Genomic DNA, 17,342 nt, shown 5'->3' with positions numbered 1-17,342 from the left:
CCTGCGGCCGGTCCCGGCCGCTGCGCTGGGCGGTGTCGCGGCCGGCACGGCGCGGCGCATACCGCCGGGCGCGGCGGGGATCGCGGCGATCGGGGGGCTGCTGCCAATGCCTGTGGCGGCCCCGCCACACTGTCTCAGGTAAGTCGCGCCTGCGGGTTTTGCGCGGTTGCCCGCGGGCGGGCAGGCGGGACATAGTCCGCTGCAGGCCACCACGCCGCCCTTCCGTCTGGTTCGGGGGAAGCGGCGGCGGACCTGTCCGGGGGGGCAGGAGGCCCAGGGAACTGCCGGTTCGCCGGCCTTGAGGAGGACTTGAATGCGCAAGATTCTGATGGGGACGACCGCCGTTGTCGGCGCCGCCCTGCTCTCGTCCGGGGCCTTCGCCCAGGGCACCACGGCCGGTACCGGCAGCCTCGCCCCGGGCCAGGGCCAGGGCCAGTCGCTGACGGCGGCGCCGGCGCCGTCGATCGCCGGTGCGGGCGGCCTGTCCGTTCGCCTCGGCGGCTTCTTCGAGTTCAGCGGCGCGATGATCCAGGATGACGGCGACCGTGCGCGTCGCTTCGGCGCCCGCAACACGGAAGCCCGTTCGCGTTACGACTTCCGTAACGACATGGAACTGCAGGTGTTCATCGACGGCCGTGCCGCCAACGGCATGCAGTACGGCGCGGTGCTCGAGTTCCAGTCGGACAACGTCGGCACCAACGGCTCGACGGTGAACTTCGACGAGATGTACGGCTTCATCCGTCCGCAGGGCATCGGCACCTTCTACTTCGGCCAGGAAGACAGCGCGGCCTCGCTGCTCATCGTCCGTGCCCCGGCCGCCGGTGCGCTCGGCGGCGACGCGGTGTGGGATGAGTTCATCGACCAGACCGGCTTCTTCGACGGCTCGCCCTACATCGCCTCGGGCATCAACGACGGCAACGACGCCACGAAGATCGGCTACCTGTCGCCGCAGTTCGCCGGCTTCGACTTCGGCGTGTCCTTCGCGCCGAACGCGAACGAGGGCGAGTTCGGTACCGAGCAGCGTAACCGCAACACGATCGAGAACGAGATCTCGGCGGCCATCCGCTATCGTGGCACCTTCGGCCCGGTGGGCTTCCAGGCGATGGTCGGCGGCATGTGGGCCGACGCGCCGCGCAACATCACCAACACCGCGGTGTTCTCGGGCACTGAGCGCAACCGTCCGCAGGACGTGAACGCCTACTTCGTCGGCGCCCAGATCGCGGCCTACGGCTTCGCCTTCGGTGGTGAATACGCCCGTGGTTCCTACGGCGGCGCGAGCGTCGGCCGCCGGGCGCTGAACGACGGCCTCGAGGACAGCTGGCACTACCTGATCGGCGCGACCTACACGCTCGGCCCGGTGGTGTTCGGCGCGGTGTATGGCCAGGGTGAGCAGGACAACGGCACGAACGCCGCCGGTGTCGCGATCGCTGACCGCAAGCACACCGTGTGGGGCCTTGGCGCCGTGTACAACCTGGCGCCGGGCCTGGGCCTGTATGTTGCCTACAACAACATCCAGGACGAGAACGTGCCGCTCACGGCGCCGAGCAACGCGCGCTTCGGCGGTGCGGGCACGACCACGTTCAGCCAGAACGGCAGCACGACCCGCACGATCAACATCGGCATGGCCGGCATCCGCCTCGCCTTCTGATCCAGAAATCGTGCCTTCCGGGGGGCGGCAGGGGAGACCCTGCCGCCCTTCGTCTTTTCATCGCCCCATTTCAGGCGCTAGAACACGCCTCCATGACCCGCGCCCGCATCACCCGCCGCCCTGCCCGTGCCCTCGCGGCGCTCGGCATCCCCATGATCATCGCCGCCTGCAGCTCGGACAGCGTCCGGGACGTGGGGCGGAATGAATACAACGACGACAGCCGCCGCGCCCGCGTGGCCGGCCGTCTGACCGGGGCCGATGACGGCATCGTCCTCTTTGGCACCGCCCGCACCCCGCGGGAGGACGCGGCCGGCGGCGCTGGCCTCGGCGTCAACGCCTATCTCTGGCGCGCGACGCTCGACACGCTCTCCTTCATGCCGCTCGCCTCGGCCGATCCGTTCGGTGGCGTGATCATCACCGACTGGTACTCGCCCCCCGGCGCGGGTGCCGAGAGGTTCAAGGCAACCGCCTACGTCATGGGCCGGCAGCTGCGGTCCGATGGCGTGCGCGTGTCGGTCTTCCGCCAGGTGCGTGGCGGCAATTCCTGGGTGGATGCGCCGGTCGCGGCTTCCACCGGCGCGGAGCTGGAAGACCGGGTGCTGGCGCGCGCCCGCGAGCTGCGGAGCCAGACGGCAGGGCGCTGATCGCCCGCCGGTCTTCGTCCAGCGGTCCGGGCCATCCGGGCCTGCCGGCGCGCCGCACGTGTCAGGGAAGCGGGCTGGTTGCCGCGCGCCATCCGGCGCGGCGAGCAGTCTAGGAATCCTTGGCGCCGCGGCTTATGCATCGCGGCATCATGAACGACGCCCCGACCCCGTCCCCGCGCTACGATTTCCGCGCCGCCGAGCCTCGCTGGCAGGCGGAATGGGACAAGCGCGCCTGCTTCGCCGTGCCCGATGTGCCGCCGCCCGGTGCGCGGAAGTACTACGTGCTGGAGATGTTCCCCTACCCCTCCGGCAAGATCCATATGGGGCATGTGCGGAACTACACGCTGGGCGACGTGGTTGCCCGCTACAAGCGCGCGCGCGGCCACCTGGTGATGCACCCGATGGGCTGGGATGCCTTCGGGCTGCCTGCGGAAAACGCGGCGCGCGAGCGCGGCGTACATCCCGCGCAATGGACCTACGCCAACATCGCCAACATGCGCGACGAGCTGAAGCGCATGGGCCTCAGCCTGGAATGGGCGCGGGAATTCGCGACCTGCGATCCGGAATACTACGGCCAGCAGCAGCACCTCTTCCTCGATTTCTGGAAGGCCGGCCTGGTCGAGCGCAAGGAATCCTGGGTGAACTGGGATCCGGTGGACGGCACCGTGCTGGCGAACGAGCAGGTGATCGACGGTCGCGGCTGGCGGTCCGGCGCGCTGGTCGAGAAGAAGAAGCTCAGCCAGTGGTTCCTCGCCATCACGAAGTTCGCGCCCGACCTGCTGGACGCCCTCGGCAGGCTCGACCGCTGGCCGGACCGCGTGAAGCTGATGCAGTCCAACTGGATCGGGCGCAGCGAGGGCGCGCGGGTGCGCTTCGCGCTGGCCGAACCGGCCGCCGACATGGCGGAGATCGAGGTCTTCACGACGCGCCCTGACACGCTGTTCGGCATGTCCTTCCTCGCCGTCGCGGCGGAACATCCGCTGGCGGCCGCGGCCGCGGCCGCGAACGCGCAGGCGGCGGAGTTCGTCGCCGAATGCCGGCGCATGGGCACCTCCGAAGCCGCGATCGAGCAGGCGGAGAAGAAGGGCTTCGACACCGGCTTCCGCGTGAAGCACCCCTTCACCGGCGCCGAGTATCCGGTGTGGATCGCAAACTTCGTGCTGATGGAATACGGCACGGGCGCGATCTTCGGCTGCCCGGCGCATGACCAGCGGGACCTCGACTTCGCGCGGAAATACGGGCTGTCGGTCACGCCCGTCGTGCTGCCGCACGGTGCGGACGCGGCGTCCTTCCACGTGGCCGACACCGCGTATACCGAGGACGGCACGGCCTTCAATTCCGGCTTCCTCGACGGGCTGCCGGTGGCGCAGGCCAAGCGCGCCGCCATCGACGCGCTCGAGAAGCAGGGCAGCGGCACCGGCGTGGTGAACTGGCGCCTGCGGGACTGGGGCGTGTCCCGTCAGCGCTACTGGGGCTGCCCCATCCCCGTGATCCATTGCGATGCCTGCGGCGCGGTGCCGGTGCCGGTGGACCAGCTCCCGGTGCGCCTGCCTGAGGATGTTGACTTCTCGAAGCCCGGCAATCCGCTCGACCATCATCCGACGTGGAAGCACGTGGACTGCCCGTCCTGCGGCAAGCCCGCGCGGCGGGAGACGGACACCTGCGACACCTTCGTCGATTCATCCTGGTACTTCGCGCGGTTCTGCTCCCCGCGCGCGGAGGTGCCGGTGACGCGCGAGGCGGTCGATGCCTGGCTGCCGGTGGACCAGTATATCGGCGGGATCGAGCACGCGATCCTGCACCTGCTGTATTCGCGCTTCTTCTCCCGCGCGATGAAGGCGACCGGGCACCTGGCTGTGGACGAACCCTTCGCCGGGCTGTTCACGCAAGGGATGGTGCAGCACGAGAGCTACAAGGGTGCGGATGGACGCTGGCTGTATCCTGAGGAGGTGGAGTTCGCGACCGCCGCCGACGGCACGCGCAGCGCCACGGTGAAGGGCACGGACGAGGCGGTGACGATCGGCCGCGTCGAGGCGATGTCCAAGTCCAAGCGCAACACGGTCGACCCCGGTGCCATCATCGCGAAATACGGGGCGGATACGGCGCGCTGGTTCATCCTGTCCGACAACCCGCCCGAGCGGGACATGGAATGGACGGAATCCGGCGTCGCCGGGGCCTACCGCTTCACGCAGCGCATCTTCCGCATGGTGGAGGCGGCGCTGCCTGCGCTGCCGCCGCCAGGCACGGCGCCGGAGGCCGAGGGCCGCGCGCTGCGCCGCGCGACGCACCGGACCATCGCTGCGGTGACGGAGGCGCTGGAGACCTTCGCCTTCAACGTCGCTGTCGCGCGGCTGTACGAATTCGCCAATGCGATCGAGGCGGCGAAGGACGCGCCCGGCGGGGCGCGGCGGGAGGCGCTGGAGATGCTCGCTCGCCTCGCCGCGCCGATGATGCCGCATCTGGCGGAGGAAGCTTGGTCCCTGCTCCGCCCGGGCGATGCGACACTGGTTGCGCAGCTGCCCTGGCCGGATGCCGACCCCGCGCTTCTGGTGGCGGAGACGGTGACGCTCGCGGTGCAGGTGCTGGGCAAGCTGCGCGCGACGATCGAGGTGCCGGTGGGCGCGAGCGAGGAGACGATCTTCGCCGCGGCCGAGGCCGAGGAAAACGTGCAGCGCGCCCTGGGCGGCAAGCCGATCAGGAAGCGCATCCATGTCCCGGGGCGGGTGGTGAACCTTGTCGTCTAGGCGAAGCATCCTCGTCCTGGCGCCGGCGCTGCTCGCCGGCTGCGGCTTCCGGCCGATGTATGCCGAGCGGCCCGATGGTGGCGGCGCGGTGGCCGGGCTGCGGCAAGTGCGCGTTGCGCGCATCCTGGAACGCAACGGCCAGCTGATGCGCCGGCGGCTCGAGGAGCGGCTCGCGACCAGCGAGGCGGAGGCGCGCTACGATCTGCGCGTGGGCCTCGCCTTCGGGGCGGAGGTGCAGGGCTTCACGCGGGATGGCACGCCGACGCGCGTGCGCTACACGGGGACCGCCACCTGGTTCCTGTTCGATACGAACCGGCCGCCGCGGCTTGTCGCGCGCGGTGCGGAGCGCACCTTCGACGCGTTCAACGTGCCGGAGAACCAGTTCTTCGCGAGCGATGCTGCCCGACAGGCGATGGAGCAGCGGCTGGTGGACCAGTTGGCGGAGGACATCGTGCGCAGCCTGTCGGTCCGCTTCGAGGCCGGGCCGCCGCAGGCCGGCTGAGGCACGCGGTGGCGAAGCTCGATGCGCGGCGCATCGCGGGCTTCCTGGCCGATCCCGGCGCGGCGCGGCTCGTGCTGGTCTTCGGCGAGGATGGCGGGCTGGTTCGCGAACGCGGCGATTCGTTGGCGCGCGCGGTGGCCGGCGACGATCCGTTCCGGCTGGTGGATGTACCGCGGGAGGCCGCGGCCAAGGACGCGACACTGCTGGCGGCGGAGGCTGCGACGCCTGCGCTTACTGGCGGGCGGCGCCTCGTGCGCGTGCGGGATGCGACGGATGGTCTCGCGAATGCCGCCAAGGCCGTGCTGGCGGGCGCCGGGCCCGGGATCGTGCTGCTGGAGGCCGGCTCACTGGATGGTCGGAAGGGACTGCGCGCCGCGCTTGAGAAGGCGGGACCCGAAGCGGCCGTGATCGCCTGCTATGCCGAGACGGGGGCGGCGCTGGAAGCCTCGATCGTCGGCGTGCTGAAGGAGTACGGCGTCTCCGCCGAGCCGTCCGCCGTGGCCTGGATGGCGCAGCGGCTGGGCGAGGACCGGCTGCTGATGCGGCGGGAGTGCGAGAAGCTGGCCCTGTATGTCGGTGCCGGCGGGCGGGCGACGGAGGAGGATGCTCTGGCGTCGCTGTCGGAGGGCTCCTCGCTCGACCTCGATGCCGCCTTGTCGGCCGCGAGCGAGGGCGATGCCGCGCGCGCCGATGCCGCGCTGGAGGCCGCCTTCGCGGAAGGCGCAGTGTCCGTTGCCGTGATCCGTGGCGCGCTGCGCCAGGTGCAGCGGCTCGAGGCGGCGGCGTTGCTGGTGGCGCGCGGCGCCTCGGTGCGCGACGCGGTGGAAGGCTTGCGCCCCCCAGTCTTCTTCAAGGCGCGCCCGGCCTTCGAGCGCGCGCTGCGCTGCTGGCGCCCGGAAGCGCTGGCCGCCGCTGGGGAAATGCTGCTGGAAGCCGAGCGCCGCACGAAGACCACGGGCATGCCCGACCGCGCTGTCGCGCGCGCCGCGGTCATGGGGTTGGCGCGCGAAGCCTTGCGCGGTCGCCGGTCGTGATTTCGCGTTTCTAGGCCTGTTCAGTAGTCAGAAGGTCCGGGAAACTCGGTTTCCTTTCGGGGGAGTCCGAGAAGGCGACGCCCCCTCGGGATTCACGCCTCCGGGTCGAGCAGGCGCAGCACGCCGTCAAGCTGGTCGAGGTCCTTATAGGTGATGGTAAGTTGTCCGCCCTTTCCAGCCGAGCGGATGCCGACCTTGAGTCCAAGCCGTTCGGTGAGCCGCCGCTCGAGCGCCGCGGTATCGGCATCCTGTTTCGTGCTTCGCCGCGCGGCGGGATCGCGTGGCTCGGCCGCCGCGAGGGCTTCCGTCTGGCGGACCGAGAGCCCGCGCACGACGACCAGGGCCGCGAGCCGTTCCGGATCTTCCGCCCCGAGCAGCGCGCGCGCATGCCCTGCGGAAAGCGTGCCGGCGCGCAGCAAGTCGCGCACCTTGGGTGGCAGGTTCAGCAGGCGCAGCGTGTTCGCGACATGGCTGCGGGACTTGCCGACCGCTTGGCCGAGGCTTTCCTGCTTCAGCCCGAATTCCCCGATCAGGCGCTGGTAGCCTTCCGCCTCCTCGAGCGCATTGAGGTCTTCGCGCTGCAGGTTCTCGACCAGGCCGGCGGCCATCGCCGCGCGGTCGTCAAGGTCGCGGATGACGACGGGGACGTCGTGCAGCCTGGCCTGTTGGGCGGCGCGCCAGCGCCGTTCGCCCCCGAGGATCTGGAAACGCCCCGGCGCGCCTGGCTTGGGTCGTACCAGGATGGGCTGGAGGATGCCGTGTTCCTTGATCGATGCCGCCAGTTCGGCGAGCGCCGCGGGGTCCGGCGTCGCGCGGGCCTGGAACGGGCTTGGTTCGAGCGCCTCGACCGGCAGGTTGCGGGGCGCCCCCGCCTGGGTCGGGACGGGCGGGAGTTCCTTGTCGCCCATCAGGGCGGAGAGCCCCATGCCGAGGCGCGCGGGCTTCTTCATGCGGCGGATTTCCTCGCCTTGCGTTCGCGCTTCAGGAGTTCGGCGGCGAGGTCGACATATGCCTGCGCGCCGGCCGAGCGATGGTCGTAGAGAATGACCGGCAGGCCGTGGGAGGGCGCTTCGCTGATGCGGACATTGCGCGGGATGATGGTGCTGTAGACCTTCTCCCCGAAGAAGGCGCGGACATCGGCCGCGACGAGTTCCGAGAGGTTGTTCCGCCTGTCGAACATGGTGAGCACGATGCCTTCCAGTTCGAGTGCCGGATTGAGCGCGCGCTTCACCCGCTCGACCGTCCGGGTGATCTGGGAGACGCCTTCGAGGGCGAAGAATTCCGTCTGCAGCGGCACGAGCACCGCGTGGGCCGCAACGAGTGCGTTCAGGGTCAGCAGGCCGAGCGAGGGCGGGCAGTCGATCAGGATGATCTCGGTGCCGGCCAGCGCATCCGCCTGGGCCTCCAGCGCGTCCCGCAGGCGGCGTTCGCGGTGTTCGAGGCCGACGAGCTCGATCTCGGCGCCGGCGAGATCCGGGTCGGCGGGCAGGAGGGTGAGGTTCGGGATCTTCGTCGGCCGCAGCAATTCGCGTAGCGGCTTCTCGCCTGTCAGCAGCGCGTAGGACCCCGCTCCGCGGTCCTGCCTGCCGATGCCCAGGCCGGTTGAGGCATTGCCCTGCGGGTCCAGGTCGATGAGCAGCACCTTCCGCTTCGCGGCCAGCGCGGTGCCCAGGTTGATCGCTGTCGTGGTCTTGCCGACGCCGCCCTTCTGGTTGGCAAGCGCGATGATGCGGGGCTGCGGGCGTTCAGGTGCCGGCACGGCGGATCTCGCTGAGACGGAGGATGGTGGCCTCGGGGTCCGTGCGGCTCGTGAACCGCTCAACCGTGAAGTGCCAGTGCGCGGCGGCGCTCGTCAACTCCTCCTCCGCCGCGCGGCCCTTCGGAAACAGGGCGATGCCGCCCGGCGCCAACAGCGAGGCGGCAAAGCCGAGCAGCAGGTCGAGCGGCGCCAAGGCCCGCGCCGTGACGGCGGCCAGTGACGGCAGGCGCACCTGCTCTATCCGTTGCGGATGCACCCGCACCCGCTTCAGGCCCATGGCGGCGGCGGCCTCGACCAGGAAGGCGGCCTTCCGGCGGTCCGACTCGACCAGATGAACCTCGCGCTCCGGCAGGGCGGCCGCAATCACCAGCCCCGGCAACCCGCCGCCGGAACCGAGATCCGCGATCGATCCTTCCTCCGGCAGCAGCGGCACGAGCTGGAGGCTGTCCGCCACATGTCGCCGGTCGATATCGGCCGCCGTCCTGGCCGAGACCAGGTTGATGGTGGCGTTCCAGCGCAGCAGCAGGTCGCGATAGGCGGCCAGCCGGGCGTCGCGCGCCGGGTCCGGTTTCACGTGAAACGCACGCCTTCCCGACGGAGGGCGACCGCCAGGGCGGCCAGGGCCGCCGGCGTGATGCCAGGCAGGCGGCCGGCAGAGCCGAGCGTCGCGGGGCGCGCGGCGGCCAGGCGCTGGCGCATCTCGGCCGATAGTCCGGGCACTGCGGCGAAATCCAGACCGGCGGGAATCGGTGTGCGCTCCTCCCGTTCAAGCAACCGCATCTCGGCTTCCTGGCGGCGCAGATAGGGGGCGTACAGTGCTTCCGCCTCCAGCTGCGCACGCAGCGCTGGCGGCACGTCCCGCAGCCAGGGGAAGGCCCGGTCGGCCGCCTCGGCCTCGACACCCGGAAGAGCGAGGACCTCGAGGACGCTCCGTCGCCGGCCATCCTGGTTCACGGCAATGCCTTGGGTGGCGAGCGCGGCCGGTGTCGCGCCATCGGCTCGCGCACGTGCCAACGCATCCGACAACGCGGCGGCGAAGGCGCGATGGCGCGCGGCGCGCTCCGTCCCTACGCAGCCCCAGGCGATGCCCTTCTCCGTCAGCCGCAGCCCAGCATTGTCGGCACGCAGCACGAGCCGGTGCTCCGCCCGCGCGGTCAGCATCCGGTACGGCTCGCTCACGCCGTGCAGGACGAGGTCGTCGACCAGTACGCCGACATAGGCCTCCCCGCGCGTCAGTACCCGGTCCGGCACATCGCCCGAGGCACGCTGCGCGGCATTCAGGCCGGCCATGAGGCCCTGCGCGGCGGCCTCCTCATACCCCGTGGTGCCGTTGATCTGGCCGGCCAGGAACAGGCGCGGCACGGACCGGACCTCCAACGCCGGGGTCAGCGCCCGCGGGTCCACATGGTCGTATTCGATCGCATAGCCAGGGCGGAGGATGCGGGCCCGCTCCAGCCCGGGGATGGAGGCGATCATCGCTGCCTGCACATCCTCCGGCAGGCTGGTCGAGATGCCATTCGGATAGACCGTATCGTCGTCCAGCCCTTCCGGCTCCAAGAAGATCTGGTGCCGTTCCCGGTCCGCGAAGCGGACCACCTTGTCCTCGATCGAAGGGCAATAACGCGGGCCTACCCCCTGGATGCGGCCGCCATAGACAGCGCTCTGGTGCAGGTTCTCGCGGATCAATGCATGCGTCGCCGGCGTCGTCGCGGTGATGCCGCAGACCACCTGGCGGTTCGTGATGCGGTCCGTCATCCAGGACAAAGGTTCGGGGGGATCGTCCCCGGGCTGCGCTTCCAACTCGTCCCAGGCAATGGTCCGGCCGTCGAGCCGCGGCGGCGTGCCGGTCTTGAGCCGCGCCAGCGGCAGGTCCAGCCGCTCGAAGGCCAGCGCCAGGCCGACCGCCGACGCATCGCCCACGCGGCCGGCCGGGATGCGCCTCTCCCCGATATGGATCTCGCCGCGCAGGAAGGTGCCGGTCGTCACCACGAGCGCCCCACAGGCGAAGCGCTGTCCGTCGGCCGTCAGCACCGCGGCGATGCCGCCATCGGGGCAGGTCTCAAGACCCTCCGCCGCCGCGGCCAGGATCACCAGCCCGGGCTGCGCCTCGAGGAGCCCACGCACCGCGGCCCGGTAGAGCCGCCGGTCCGCCTGGGCGCGCGGGCCCCGTACCGCCGGGCCCTTGGATCGGTTCAGCATCTTCACATGGATGGCGGCGGCATCGGCCGCACGGGCCATGAGGCCGTCGAGGGCATCCACCTCCCGCACCAGGTGGCCCTTGCCCACCCCGCCGATCGCGGGGTTGCAGGACATCTCGCCGATCGTCTCGACCCGATGCGTCAGCAGCAGCGTGCGCGCGCCACAGCGCGCCGCGGCCGCGGCAGCCTCGCAGCCGGCATGGCCGCCGCCGATGACGATGACGTCGAAAGACTGGTCCATGGCGGGGATATACGGAGAGGACCGGGGGAGGTGAACCTCCCCCGAGCCCCCTCCCTTCTTTGCCCTTCCGCCCTCTCAGCCGGGCAGCGGCTATTTTCCGATGCAGAAGTCCCGGAAGACGATGTCGAGGATGTCCTCGACACCGACGCGACCGGTAAGGCGGCCAAGGGCGCGAAGGGCGGCGCGCAGGGTCTCGGAGACCAGTTCCGGCAGCGTGGCGGCCTCCGCCTCGGCCAGCCAGGCGACCGCCTCTGACAGGGCGGCGCGATGCCGCGGGCGGGTCAGCAGGGTCGCATCGCCGGTACCCGCCAGCCTCGCCGCCTCCGCCGCCAGCCGGGCGCGCAATTCCGCCAGGCCGACCCCGGTGCGGGCCGAGACCGCCAGCGGCGTGACCCCGCCAATCACCCCGGGCGCGGACGCGACATCGACCTTGTTCGCCAGCACCACCGCCCCTGGACGGACCCAGGCCAGGGTCTCGGCATCCGGGGCCATGTCCGCGGCAAAGACGGCGAGCACCAAGTCCGCCTCCTCCGCCCGGCGCCGCGCGCGGCGGATGCCCTCCTGCTCGATCTCGTCCGTCGATTCCCGCAACCCCGCCGTGTCGGCCAGCGTCACGGGCACGCCCGCCAGGTCGAGCCGCACCTCGACCACATCCCGCGTCGTGCCGGCGCGGGCGGAGACGATCGCTGCCTCCCGTCCTGCCAGCGCATTCAGCAGCGACGACTTCCCGGCGTTGGGTGCGCCGAGGATCGCGACAACCAGCCCTTCCCGCAGCCGCTCGCCCCGCCCCTCATCGGCCAGATGCGCCGCGATCTCCGTCCGCAGTGCCGCCGCGCCTGTCCGCGCCCGGTCGCCGAGGTCCGTCGGGAGGTCATCTTCGGCGAACTCTATCGCTGCTTCCTGGTGGGCAAGAAGCCGGGCGAGCCGGTCCGCCCAGCCGCCATAGAGCCGCGCCAGGGCCCCATCCGCCTGCCGCAGGGCCTGGCGGCGCTGCGCCTCGGTCTCTGCCGAGATCAGGTCCGCGATGCCTTCCGCGGCCGTCAGGTCCATCCGGCCGTTGAGGAAGGCCCGGCGCGTGAATTCGCCCGGTTCGGCCGGCCGTGCACCGAGCGTGACCAGGGCCTGCCCCACGGCCGCGATGATGGCCGGCCCGGCATGCAGGTGGAGTTCCGCGCTGTCCTCCCCTGTGTAGGAGCCCGGGCCCGGAAACCACAGTACCAGCGCCTGGTCGATGACCTCGCCGGTTTCGGGTGCCCTCAGTCGCCGCAGGCTGGCGCGCCTTGGTTCCGGTAGCCGCCCGACGAGTCCCTGCAGGATTGTGCTGCCTGCCGACCCCGAAAGCCGCATCACCGCGACCGCGCCCCGCCCCGCGCCGCTCGCCAGGGCGAAGATCGTATCCTGCTGGCTCATGGTCTTCCGCCCGGCCATTGGCCGGGCGCCCAGCCAGAACAAGGAGGGGGCGCGGGGGAGTTCCCTCCCCCCCTCTTTGGTTTCACGTGGAACATCACCTCTTGGGCGGCGGCACGTCCTTCTCCGTCAGCATCAGCCGCCGCACCCGCCCGCCGCCGATGACATGGACCTGCAGGATCTCCTCGACGTCTTCCACGCTCGTCGGCCTGTACCAGACGCCTTCAGGGTAGATCACCATGGCCGGGCCGAACTCGCAGCGTTCCAGGCAGCCCGCCGTGTTGACCCGGATGTCGGGGATCTTCAGTTCCTTGGCCCGCGCCTTCATGTAGTCGCGCAGCCTCTCGGAGCCGCGCGCGGCGCAGGATCCGCGCGGATGCTCATCCCCGCGCCGGTTGGTGCAGACGAACAGGTGCGCCGAATAGAAGGGCGGCGGGTCGGCATCGGTCACGGGGAGTCTCCGGTTCGGTCCCTTGGCGCATGTAGCGGCCCGGCCCATCCCCTCCAAGCTTCGTCCATTCCTGGGCATGAAGGGCCTGCGCCCATGCTTGACGGCCGGCGCCGCCCGGGTGTCTCTCCCCGCACCCATGCCGCAGCTCTCCCTCCATACCCCGCTCGGCGAGATCACCGTCTCGGAAGACGATGGCGCGATTGTCGCCCTGGACTGGGGCCGTGGCCGGGACCAGGTGGCCACGCCCCTGCTCCTACGTGCGCGCGAGCAGTTGCAGGACTACTTCGACGGGACGCGGTCGGCCTTCGACTTGCCCCTCGCGCCGCATGGCACCGACTTCCAGCGCAGGGTCTGGGACGCACTCTGCGCCATCCCGGCGGGCGAGACACGCACCTATGCTGACATTGCCCGTGCCGTCGGTTGCCGGGCGGCGCGCGCCATCGGCCAGGCTAATGGTGCCAACCCCATTCCCATCCTGATCCCCTGCCACCGTGTCGTCGCGGCCGATGGTACGCTCGGCGGCTATTCGGGCGGCGAGGGAGAGGCTACGAAACGCTACCTGCTGGACCTCGAGGGCGCCGCCCCCGGGGGCTGGACCCTTTTCACGGCCGCCAAAAGGCGCGGCACCATACGGACACGCACCGAATGACCCACGCCATCCGCATCCACGAGACCGGCGGCCCGGAGAAAATGGTCTGGGAGGAAATCCCCCTCCCTGCCCCCAAGCCCGGCGAGGCGCTCGTCCGCCACAAGGCGGTCGGCCTCAACTTCATCGACGTCTATTTCCGCACCGGCCTCTACAAGGCGCCCTCCCTGCCCGCGATCATCGGCATGGAAGGCGCGGGCGTGATCGAGGCGGTGGGCGATGGCGTGACGGACGTCGCCCCGGGCGATCGAGTCGCCTACGCCACCGCGCCCATTGGCGCCTATGCCGAGGCCCGCTGCATCAAGGCCGACCGACTCGTGAAACTGCCTGAGCCGCTCTCCTTCGAGCAGGGCGCGGCGATGATGCTGCAGGGCATGACCGCGGCGTTCCTGGTCAAGAAGTGCTACCCGGTCCGCTCGGGTCAGACCGTGATGGTGCATGCCGCGGCCGGCGGCGTCGGCCTCATCATGTGCCAGTGGCTGAAGCATCTCGGCGCGACCGTCATCGGCGTCGTCAGCACCCAGGAAAAGGCCGCCCTCGCCCGCGCCCATGGCGCCGCCCATGTGCTGCTGACGTCCGATGACATCCCCGCCCGGGTGAAGGAGATCACCGGCGGTGCGATGCTGCCCGTGGTCTTCGACAGTGTCGGACGGGACACCTTCAACATCTCCCTCGACTGCCTGGCGCCCTTCGGGATGATGGTGTCCTACGGCAATGCTTCCGGGCCCGTGGCGATTCCCGACCTCGGCATCCTGGCCGCGAAGGGCTCGCTCTATGTCACGCGGCCGACGCTCGCGACCTACACCGCGAAGCGAGAGGACCTCGTCGCCCATGCCAACGACCTGTTCGAGGTCGTCTCCTCCGGCGCCGTGCAGATCCGCGTGAATCAGACCTTTCCGCTCAGAAACGCGGCAGACGCGCATCGCGCCCTGGAAGCGCGGCAGACCACCGGCAGCACCGTTCTGCTGCCTTGATACCAAGGGGGCAGGTCGGGGAATTGCTGCCCCACGAAGTCCTTCGGCGTTGCTGCGCAACGCCCCTAAGGACCGGCCGTCGCGTGAACGGTGGAGCGATGCGGGCGGGTGATGCCGCGCACGGTCGATGCGGCGCCTGACGGTGTCCGGCGGCCATTGCGCGGCTGCCGGTCCCGCAGCGATCCGCCGCTAAATGCGCGACGCGCGCCGGACAAGGTCCGACGGTGCTTCGCCGAAGCGGCGACGATACGCGGCGCCAAAGCGCGAAAGGTTCGTGAAGCCATGGCGGCGCGCAACCTCGGCGACTGAGGCGCCCGCGCCCTCCAGCCGCAACGCGTTCCGGACACCATCCAGCCGGGCCGCGTGCAATGCACCGAGCGGCGTCGTGCCGCGAAAACGCCGGAAAACGTCATTCAGGGTACGGGCGCTGCATCCCGCCGCGAGCGCGACCTGCGCGATGCGGACAGGCTCGGCGGCGTTGACGCGCATGAATTCCTCGGCGCGGCGGAGATAGGCCGGCGCCGCGCCCCCCGCCCCGACGTCCAGCTGATCGGAGTAGCTGTGCGGCACTGCGCGCAGCAGCAACGTCACCAGCAGGTCGGTCGTCGCGGCGAGGGCGACGGGATTGTCCGCCACCCCGTGGGGGCTCCGGAACTCGGCGAGCACGACATCGAGCTGGCGCTTCAGGCTGGCAGCCAGGCCGCTCTTCCACGCGAGTTCCGGACGGAATTCGAGCGGTTCGCGCAGGCGCCGGTCGAGCGCGTGCTCGAGCGCCTGCTCGACCTCCTGCACCTTGATGAAGACATTGGCGCGGGCGGTGGCGTCGCTCATCCGAATGCGGGTCCGCGGGCCGGGGCGGAAGGCCAGGCCCTGCGCCGCGGTGCTGGTCGTCGCGACGCCGTCCCGGACCAGCGTCAGGTCGCCCTGCAGCGGCATCGTCACGCAGAACAGCGCGCTCTCGTCGCCCTCGATGGCGACCTCGGTGGCGAAGCGGCTGTCGGCGAGGCTGACCACGATCGCTCCGGCGCTGCGGATCGCCATGCTGAAGATCGGATCCTCGAACCGCATCCGCCACACGGCGCGGTCCTGCAGCCGGTACTTGTAGACCTGCCCCGAAGGCGGAAGGCGGCTGCTGACCTGCGACCGAGGTCCGAGTTCCGCGGGGTCCGTTGCGCGGACGACATCAAAAAGGGGCAGGGCGTCCGTATCGACGATGCCTGTGCCAAAAGACATCCCATCGCGTCCCGTTCTGGCGCCCGAGTGGGCGAAACAACCAGTACCCGGCAGCCAAGGATAGACGATTTCGGCAGGGACCATACGGAAAACGCAGCAAAAGCGGCGCGACCCCGAGGTCCCGCCCACTCTGCTCACGAAGCCGTGAGACCTTGCGCCGAACAAGCCTGGCGGCGCAGGCGACGCCCGCGCCCCGCACAGCAAGGGGCAGCGCACATGACCGATCCCTATCGGGCCGAGAACAACACAGGCGGACCATTCCCGGGGTCCCGTGATCGGGCTGCCGGCGCCCGTGGCGCCCCTGGCGCGTGCTGGCCAGGAGCGACCGCGATCCGCCCGATGGCGCCTTGCCGCACCATCGCCAGCACGGCGGATGCGCATCGATGAACCCGCTTCGCGGCCCGCGGCGAGGCCGGGCTGGGCAAGGCTTCGTCGCGGCGGCGTTCTCGATGATGCTCCTCATGCCCGCCATCGGCCTCGCCGGTGAGCGTGACGCCGTCCGCGACCTGGGTCTCCTGTGGTTGCCCGACGACCCACCCGCCGACACGCCGATGGCGGTGGTCGTGGCGATCCACGACACGACTGGCATCGACGCGCGTGGCTGGCGATACGCCGAGCAGATCACGGCGGCGGGCATCGCGGTCCTGCACGTGGACCTGCTCGACACCTCCGCCGAGGATGGCGGTCCCGGCGACCAGGCCGCTGATGCGCGCGACGCGCTCGACCGCCTGCGCGGGGTGTCGGCCATCCTCGCGGAGGATGCGCGCTTCGCCACGGCGCCGATCGGCCTGCTCGCCTTCGGCGGCGCCGGCCGGGTGGCGATGCGGGCCGCGGCGGATGCCACGCCGGCCGGCCGTGTCGCTGGGCTGGCGCTGCTCTATCCCGGCTGCGCCGGACTCGAGGCGGGCGATGGCCCGGGGCCGCGATCGCCAATCCTGCTGCTGCACGGCGATGCCGATCCGGCCAATCCACCCAGCGACTGCATCGGACTTGCGGAAGGCCTCATGCGAACGGGCCACGTGCGGCGCATCGAGTATGCCGGCGCCGGCTATGCATGGGATCTGACGCCGTCGGGGCAGTACGAGGTCCCCAGCCTACCCTGGCCGGGCCGTGCTGGGCAGCGTGTCGCGGTCCGCCACTGGCCGCAGGGCGCGGAACTCTCGGCGACCCAGGTGGCGAGCTTCTTCGCCGCGCGCCTCACGCCGCGAGGCGCCGGGGCCGCGAGGCCCGCTGCGGTTGTCCCCGTCGCGGAGGACCACGCCGCGCGCGCGCGGAACCATTCCATCCTGACGAACACAGGAGAATCCCCGTGAAACCGTCCCATCTCGCCGCGGCCGTCCTGGCGGCCGGCTTCGCCTGTGCGCCGGCCATCGCCGATGAATACGTGACCTACGAGCACCTGGACGTCACCCTCGCTGCCACGCCGGAATGCCGGACGGGCGCAGTCGTGAGTCTGCCGTCTTCATGGCGGAGCGGCGACGGCGCGGTGGTCCTGGTGGCGGAAGAGTCGCTGAACGATACGGCGCGCGACCAGCTGGTGGCGGTTCTGCTGGCCCAGCGCGCCGCCGTGCTGGAACTCGTGCCCGTGCCCTGCCCCACACTCCGGGCCGGGCGTGACGCCGTCGCCGCCGCGGCGCGCGGCGCGCTCGATGCGATCACGCGCGTCGCGGGCGCCGGCCCGGTCGTCGCCATCGGCTATGGGCGTGGCACCGCGACGGTGCTGGAACTTGTCCGCGAACCGATGGCCGGCGAGCCCGATGGGCGCGGACCGCGCTACGTCGCGGCGGTTGCGATCGGCGGCAGGGCGCCCGCCTTCGCGCGCGGCGCGGACCCGCGCGCCGCGGACGACCTGCCGCTGCGC

Annotated in this window: 16 protein-coding genes; 9 read left to right on the top strand and 7 right to left on the bottom strand. The window is 71.0% G+C overall.

Going from position 1 to position 17,342, the window contains the following annotated elements; all coding sequences use genetic code 11:
- Positions 1-313: 313 nt before the first annotated feature.
- The 5 genes from HW577_RS08720 to holA all read left to right on the top strand — a co-directional run bounded on the left by HW577_RS08720 (position 314) and on the right by holA (position 6,572).
- Positions 314-1,648: a porin gene (locus tag HW577_RS08720; protein WP_198375754.1), complete on the top strand. Its 1,335-nt coding sequence runs from the start codon at positions 314-316 to the stop codon at positions 1,646-1,648.
- 92 nt (positions 1,649-1,740) lie between these two features.
- A complete protein-coding gene (locus HW577_RS08715) occupies positions 1,741-2,292 on the top strand; it encodes a DUF3576 domain-containing protein (protein WP_198375753.1) in 552 nt (183 codons plus the stop codon).
- Positions 2,293-2,441: 149 nt separating this feature from the next.
- Positions 2,442-5,036 (top strand): leucine--tRNA ligase, encoded by a 2,595-nt coding sequence (gene leuS / locus HW577_RS08710; protein ID WP_198375752.1) that lies wholly within the window; start codon positions 2,442-2,444, stop codon positions 5,034-5,036.
- Positions 5,026-5,538, top strand: coding sequence for an LPS assembly lipoprotein LptE (gene lptE, locus HW577_RS08705; protein WP_198375751.1), 513 nt, complete (start codon positions 5,026-5,028; stop codon positions 5,536-5,538). Before leuS ends, lptE begins: the two co-directional genes overlap by 11 nt.
- Positions 5,539-5,546: 8 nt before the next feature.
- The gene (gene holA, locus HW577_RS08700; protein WP_198375750.1) at positions 5,547-6,572 is read left to right on the top strand and encodes a DNA polymerase III subunit delta; all 1,026 of its coding nucleotides are present in this window, start codon (positions 5,547-5,549) and stop codon (positions 6,570-6,572) included.
- 92 nt (positions 6,573-6,664) lie between these two features.
- On the opposite strand, the gene HW577_RS08695 is transcribed toward holA, so the two are convergent.
- From HW577_RS08695 to HW577_RS08670, 6 genes are all read right to left on the bottom strand, one after another.
- Complete coding sequence (locus HW577_RS08695) at positions 6,665-7,522, bottom strand: ParB/RepB/Spo0J family partition protein (protein ID WP_232474785.1); 858 nt, start codon at positions 7,520-7,522, stop codon at positions 6,665-6,667.
- Positions 7,519-8,331 carry a ParA family protein gene (locus HW577_RS08690; RefSeq protein ID WP_198375749.1) on the bottom strand — a complete coding sequence of 271 codons (813 nt, stop codon included), beginning with the start codon at positions 8,329-8,331 and terminating at the stop codon, positions 7,519-7,521. Before HW577_RS08690 ends, HW577_RS08695 begins: the two co-directional genes overlap by 4 nt.
- A complete protein-coding gene (gene rsmG / locus HW577_RS08685) occupies positions 8,318-8,905 on the bottom strand; it encodes a 16S rRNA (guanine(527)-N(7))-methyltransferase RsmG (protein WP_198375748.1) in 588 nt (195 codons plus the stop codon). The genes HW577_RS08690 and rsmG overlap by 14 nt, the downstream gene beginning before the upstream one ends.
- Positions 8,902-10,770: a tRNA uridine-5-carboxymethylaminomethyl(34) synthesis enzyme MnmG gene (mnmG, locus tag HW577_RS08680; RefSeq protein WP_198375747.1), complete on the bottom strand. Its 1,869-nt coding sequence runs from the start codon at positions 10,768-10,770 to the stop codon at positions 8,902-8,904. The genes rsmG and mnmG overlap by 4 nt, the downstream gene beginning before the upstream one ends.
- A 90-nt stretch (positions 10,771-10,860) precedes the next feature.
- Positions 10,861-12,180, bottom strand: coding sequence for a tRNA uridine-5-carboxymethylaminomethyl(34) synthesis GTPase MnmE (gene mnmE / locus HW577_RS08675; protein ID WP_198375746.1), 1,320 nt, complete (start codon positions 12,178-12,180; stop codon positions 10,861-10,863).
- Between the two features lie 94 nt (positions 12,181-12,274).
- Entirely contained in the window at positions 12,275-12,628 is a 354-nt protein-coding gene (locus tag HW577_RS08670; protein WP_332837565.1) for a (2Fe-2S) ferredoxin domain-containing protein, read from the bottom strand.
- A 136-nt stretch (positions 12,629-12,764) separates the two neighbouring features.
- On the opposite strand from HW577_RS08670, the gene HW577_RS08665 reads away from it, so the two are divergent.
- Positions 12,765-13,277 carry a methylated-DNA--[protein]-cysteine S-methyltransferase gene (locus HW577_RS08665; protein ID WP_198375744.1) on the top strand — a complete coding sequence of 171 codons (513 nt, stop codon included), beginning with the start codon at positions 12,765-12,767 and terminating at the stop codon, positions 13,275-13,277.
- Positions 13,274-14,248: a quinone oxidoreductase family protein gene (locus HW577_RS08660; RefSeq protein WP_198375743.1), complete on the top strand. Its 975-nt coding sequence runs from the start codon at positions 13,274-13,276 to the stop codon at positions 14,246-14,248. Before HW577_RS08665 ends, HW577_RS08660 begins: the two co-directional genes overlap by 4 nt.
- A gap of 189 nt (positions 14,249-14,437) precedes the next feature.
- On the opposite strand, the gene HW577_RS08655 is transcribed toward HW577_RS08660, so the two are convergent.
- Complete coding sequence (locus HW577_RS08655; RefSeq protein ID WP_198375742.1) at positions 14,438-15,610, bottom strand: AraC family transcriptional regulator; 1,173 nt, start codon at positions 15,608-15,610, stop codon at positions 14,438-14,440.
- A gap of 332 nt (positions 15,611-15,942) precedes the next feature.
- Here HW577_RS08655 and HW577_RS08650 point away from each other — a divergent pair, with 332 nt between their 5' ends.
- Together HW577_RS08650 and HW577_RS08645 are read left to right on the top strand one after the other, a co-directional pair.
- Entirely contained in the window at positions 15,943-16,794 is an 852-nt protein-coding gene (locus tag HW577_RS08650) for a dienelactone hydrolase family protein (RefSeq protein ID WP_232474784.1), read from the top strand.
- A partial coding sequence (locus HW577_RS08645) for a hypothetical protein (protein WP_198375740.1) occupies positions 16,791-17,342 on the top strand: 552 nt, incomplete at its 3' end. The genes HW577_RS08650 and HW577_RS08645, both read left to right, overlap by 4 nt.

It is taken from the genome of Neoroseomonas rubea, from assembly GCF_016106015.1.
Classification (GTDB): Bacteria; Pseudomonadota; Alphaproteobacteria; order Acetobacterales; family Acetobacteraceae; genus Neoroseomonas; species Neoroseomonas rubea.
The sequence above is the reverse complement of the archived record's forward strand: the minus strand, read 5'-3'. Positions and strand labels throughout refer to the sequence as shown.